The sequence below is a fragment of the Pseudoalteromonas sp. APC 3691 genome (assembly GCF_030408135.1).
In the GTDB taxonomy this organism is placed as follows: domain Bacteria; phylum Pseudomonadota; class Gammaproteobacteria; order Enterobacterales; family Alteromonadaceae; genus Pseudoalteromonas.
Genome location: NZ_JASDCB010000113.1, coordinates 1 through 5,607, shown reverse-complemented (window position 1 = coordinate 5,607; position 5,607 = coordinate 1). Strand labels below are relative to the sequence as shown.

Annotated in this window: 4 protein-coding genes; 3 read left to right on the top strand and 1 reads right to left on the bottom strand. The window is 40.2% G+C overall.

The window, feature by feature from the left end; translation table 11 throughout:
- Positions 1-157 precede the first annotated feature (157 nt).
- A complete protein-coding gene (locus tag QL998_RS20110) occupies positions 158-922 on the bottom strand; it encodes an outer membrane protein assembly factor BamD (protein WP_002962210.1) in 765 nt (254 codons plus the stop codon).
- 141 nt (positions 923-1,063) lie between these two features.
- Here QL998_RS20110 and rluD point away from each other — a divergent pair, with 141 nt between their 5' ends.
- The 3 genes from rluD (at position 1,064) to clpB (ending at position 5,445) form a co-directional block, all read left to right on the top strand.
- A complete protein-coding gene (gene rluD / locus QL998_RS20105; RefSeq protein WP_290193360.1) occupies positions 1,064-2,041 on the top strand; it encodes a 23S rRNA pseudouridine(1911/1915/1917) synthase RluD in 978 nt (325 codons plus the stop codon).
- Positions 2,041-2,772: a peptidoglycan editing factor PgeF gene (gene pgeF, locus QL998_RS20100; RefSeq protein WP_290193359.1), complete on the top strand. Its 732-nt coding sequence runs from the start codon at positions 2,041-2,043 to the stop codon at positions 2,770-2,772. The genes rluD and pgeF overlap by 1 nt, the downstream gene beginning before the upstream one ends.
- A 96-nt stretch (positions 2,773-2,868) precedes the next feature.
- A complete protein-coding gene (gene clpB / locus QL998_RS20095; protein ID WP_182198056.1) occupies positions 2,869-5,445 on the top strand; it encodes an ATP-dependent chaperone ClpB in 2,577 nt (858 codons plus the stop codon).
- The last annotated feature ends 162 nt before the right edge of the window (positions 5,446-5,607 follow it).

Genomic DNA, 5,607 nt, shown 5'->3' with positions numbered 1-5,607 from the left:
CCAATGAGTATGTTCGTTAATCATAATGTGCCCTCAAACAAGATTTGAAGATCTGATCATGACATTGAGATTTAGTTCAAAAAAATCCCCGCTAATTTCTTAGCAGGGATTTGTGTATAAGAGACAGCTTAGTAAGCGCCTTTTTTATTTAGTACTTTTATTTAGTTCTTTTATTTAGTTTTCGTGTTTGCTTTGCGTGTTCACTAAGCTCAGTTAAACCTAATTGATCGTAACTTTTCTCCATCATTTCAAGCGCGGGATCTAAGTAACTGCTTTGTGAATAATGCTCAACAACAAACTTACCTCTATTAGCAGCAGCTAAATAAGCTTCACGTTCGTAATAGTAAGTTGCTACTTTTAATTCATAACGTGCCATGCGGTTTAAAAGCCACACTAAACGACGCTTAGCTTCAGGCGCGTAATCACTTTTAGGAAAACGTTTTACTAATGTCGATAAATCTGTAAATGCAACACGAGTACGGTTAGCATCACGGTCGGCTCTATCTACACCAAAGTACTCTTGGAACGCATTTTTATCTGCTTTAATGTTTACTAAACCACGCATGTAATACATGTAATCAAGGTCTTTATGATTTGGGTTTAAGCGAATAAAGCGGTCAATGGTTGCAAGTGCTTGTTCAGTATTACCTGATTGATAATGTGCATAGACTAAGTCCATTTGTACTTGCTTAGAGAATGGGCCAAACGGGTAGCGAGAGTCTATTGCACTCAAAAGTTCAATTGCACGAGCATATAAACCAGAATCTAATGTTTCTTTTGCATCTTCATATAAAGCGTGTGCAGACTTATTCGGTACACGTTGAATGTCTTCTTGGTCTGGAGCAGACGAACAAGCGCCTAAACTAAGTACAGAAACTGAAAAAACAATGGCAAATGCACGTTTCCCTATTTTATTTATCATTTTATTTGTTACCTTCGATGTCTTCGGCTAGGCCAAGTCGGTAAAACCGAGTAAACTATGCGTATTATATTATGCTTTTATTAAAAGCGATTCTAACCCAGTCGAGCAAAGCTTGCACTGGTAAATTGGGTAAAGTTACTAATGTCAGAGCAAATTTCTCTTCAAGCCGACGTTCCAACCGAATTAGGTGGTAAACGTCTAGACCAAGTATTAGCACAATTGTTCCCTGATTATTCACGTTCCCGTATAAAAACGTGGATTTTGGATGATAAAATCACTGTAGACGGTGAAATTTTCAACACTCCACGCGAAAAGCTACTAGGTGGTGAAGTTGTAAGTGTTGAAACAACAATTGAAGCACCACGCGAATACGAAGCACAAGATATCAAATTAAACATTGTTTATGAAGACGATGATATTTTGGTAATTAATAAACCACTGGGCCTGGTAGTTCACCCAGGTGCAGGTAACCCTAATGGAACAGTGTTAAACGCATTGCTACATTACTACCCTGAAATAATTAACGTGCCACGCGCAGGTATTGTGCATCGTTTAGATAAAGACACGACCGGTTTAATGGTTGTAGCTAAAACGATTCCAGCACAAACGCATTTAGTAACAGCGCTGCAAAAGCGTGAAAACTTTACGCGTGAATATGAAGCACTGTGTAATGGTACTATGACTGCAGGTGGTATGGTTGAAAAAGCGATTGGCCGTCATCCTACTCAGCGTACGCATATGGCCGTACATGAACTGGGTAAACCGGCAATTACACATTATCGTGTTGCTGAAAAATTCCGTGCTCATACTCGTTTACGTCTGCGCCTAGAAACAGGCCGTACTCATCAAATTCGCGTGCACATGGCACATTTAAATCATCCGCTAATTGGCGATCAATCTTATGGCGGCCGTCCGCGTCCACCTAAAGGTGCAACACCAGAGTTATTCGAGTTACTTCGTAGCTTTAGACGCCAAGCATTACATGCTGTAAAATTGAGCATTGCGCATCCAATCACTGGTGAAATGATGACATGGCAAGCACCTATCCCTGATGATATGGTTGCTATGACACATGCACTACGTGAAGATACTAAAGCTAATCCTGATATCGATAGATAATGCACTTATTGTCAGCGACATGGCAAAACCTTCATAAAGTAGGAACGTTAAGTACTACTTGTGGAGGTGGTGTTTCAAAAACCCCATTTAAAAGTTTCAATTTGGGGTACCATGTTGGAGATAATCAAGATCATGTATCAAAAAACCGCTCACTATTAACCAAACACTTACCTAAATCTGCCGTGTGGCTAAATCAAGTTCATAGCTCTGAGGTTGTTATTGTTGATGAACATTTTGACTCTAATAAGTTACACAATGCTGATGCGCTTTATACTCAGTTATTAAATCAGCCTTTGGCTATCATGACCGCCGATTGCTTACCTATTTTATTAGTGAGTGATGATGAGAAGGAAGTTGCAGCTATACATGGTGGCTGGCGGGGGCTTGAGCAGGGAATTATTAAAAATACTTTAGAATGTTTTAGCTCAAAGTATGAAAATATAAATGCTTGGCTAGGGCCTGCAATTGGGCCAACTCAATTTGAGGTTGGCGCTGAAGTGTTTGAGTTATTTCAAAAAAGGTCTTCTTCATTTATTCAAGCATTTACACCACAAGCTAATGGCAAATTTCTTGCTGATATTTTTGGCATTGCGCGTACTTTACTTACCCAGCAAGGCGTTAAAAATATTACAGGCGGCGACTATTGTACAGTCTCTCAAAGTGACTTATTTTTTTCTTATCGACGGGATGGGCAAACCGGACGTATGGCAAGTTTGATCTGGCGCAAGTAATTAGCACCTTTAGCTATTATATTTCTCTCTACACCTTGAACAAACACCTAAACATACCCATTAATTAAGCAATTAGATTATTTAATAGGTAACACCATGCGTTTAGATAGATTTACAAGTAAATTTCAATCTGCGCTCTCTGATGCGCAATCGCTAGCCCTTGGCCGCGATCATCAATTTATTGAACCCGTACATTTAATGTATTCACTACTAAAGCAAAGTGGCTCTAGTGTACGTGCATTATTTGCACAAACGGGTGTCAGCGCTGACGAACTCAACACCAAGCTTTCACAAGAAATAGAAAAATTATTTAAGGTCGAAGGTGTCGGTGGTGACGTTCAGCTATCAAATAATATGGCATCACTTATTAACCTATGTGATAAGTACGCGCAAAAACGCAAAGACAAATATATTTCAAGTGAATTATTTGTACTGGCGGCATGCGATGATAAAGGTCCACTTGGCGATATATTTAGGTCGTTAAATATTACCTCGACCAAAATTGAAACTGCAATTAAAGCGATTCGCGGCGGCCAAAAAGTTGATGACCCAAATGCCGAAGAAACACGTCAAGCGCTTGAAAAGTTCACGATTGATCTAACTGAGCGAGCTGAGCAAGGTAAGCTTGACCCCGTTATTGGTCGCGATGACGAAATTCGCCGCACGATTCAGGTATTACAACGCCGTACTAAAAATAACCCTGTATTAATCGGTGAACCGGGTGTTGGTAAAACAGCAATCGCGGAGGGGTTAGCACAGCGTATTATTAACGGTGAAGTACCTGAAGGATTAAAAAATAAACGCGTACTATCACTTGATTTAGGTGCGTTAGTTGCGGGTGCTAAATACCGTGGCGAATTTGAAGAACGTCTAAAATCAGTATTAAACGAATTGGCTAAAGAAGAAGGCCAAGTCATTTTATTTATTGATGAAATACATACTATTGTGGGTGCAGGAAAAAGTGATGGCGCAATGGATGCAGGCAATATGTTAAAGCCAGCATTAGCACGCGGTGAGTTACACTGCGTTGGCGCAACCACGCTTGATGAATATCGTAAATACATAGAAAAAGACGCAGCTCTTGAGCGTCGATTTCAAAAGGTACTTATTGAAGAGCCATCTGTTGAAGATACCATCGCAATATTGCGTGGCTTAAAAGAGCGGTATGAGCTACATCATTCAGTAGAAATTACTGATCCTGCGATTGTAGCTGCGGCGCAGTTATCTCATCGTTACATTAGCGACCGTCAGTTACCTGATAAAGCAATTGATTTAATAGATGAAGCGGGTTCTTCAATTCGATTACAAATTGACTCAAAACCAGAGTCATTAGATAAACTCGAACGTCGCATTATCCAACTAAAGTTGGAGGATAATGCGCTAGCGAAAGAAAAAGACGAAGCAAGTCAAAAACGCCGAGCTGAAATGCAAGAATTGATCACCGACCTTGACGGCCAATACCGCGAGCTGGACGAAATATGGAATGCTGAAAAAGCATCACTTCAAGGCACGCAAGTAATTAAAGCCGAGCTTGAACAAGCAAGATTAGATTTAGATGTAGCGCGAAGAGCAAGTGATTTACAGCGTATGTCAGAGCTGCAATATGGACGAATTCCAGAGCTTGAGCGCAAGCTCGATTTAGCCTCACAAGCCGAAATGCAAGAAATGACTCTGCTTAAAAACCAAGTAGGTGAGGATGAAATTGCTGAAATATTGTCTCGTTGGACAGGTATTCCTGTGGCAAGAATGCTACAAGGTGAGCGTGAAAAGCTACTGCAAATGGAAGATAAGTTACACAGTAAGGTTATAGGGCAAGATGAAGCGGTTGTTGCTGTTTCTAATGCAATACGCCGCTCGCGTGCAGGGCTTGCAGATCCTAATCGTCCTATTGGCTCTTTCTTATTTTTAGGCCCAACTGGTGTGGGTAAAACAGAGCTTACAAAAGCACTGGCTGGTTTTATGTTTGATACCGAAGATGCCATGGTGCGTATCGACATGTCTGAGTTTATGGAAAAACATTCAGTTGCACGCTTAGTCGGGGCACCTCCAGGTTATGTGGGTTATGAAGAGGGCGGTTATTTAACAGAGGCAGTACGCCGTAAACCTTACTCAGTAATACTGCTTGATGAAATAGAAAAAGCACATCCAGATGTGTTTAATATTTTACTGCAAGTATTAGATGATGGCCGATTAACTGACGGGCAAGGTAGAACCGTTGATTTTAAAAATACCGTTATTATTATGACCTCAAATTTAGGTTCAGATATTATCCAAGAGCAAGCGGGTAATAATGACTACACGACCCTTAAAGCTAAAGTAATGGAAGTATTAATTAATGAGTTTAGGCCTGAGTTTATTAACCGTATAGACGAGACGGTTGTGTTCCATCCGTTAGCTAACGAGCACATAAAAGAAATAGCTGATATTCAGTTAATGAAATTACGTGAGCGTTTAACTGAAATGGGATATTTACTTGAAATAAGTGATGCGGCTCTTGATAAAATTGCAGCAAGTGGGTTTGATCCTGTGTACGGTGCACGTCCGCTTAAGCGGGCTATCCAACAAACGATAGAAAACCCACTGGCTCAAAAGCTACTTAATGGGGACTACATACCTGGTTGCGTGATTGTTATTGATGCAAATGACGACGCTTTGGTATTTACCAAACGCTAATTGTAAATAATTAAACTCTAAAGCCGCTAAAATAGCTGTCTCTTATACACAAATCCCTGCTAAGAAATTAGCGGGGATTTTTTTGAACTAAATCTCAATGTCATGATCAGATCTTCAAATCTTGTTTGAGGGCACATTATGATTAACGAACATACTCATTGG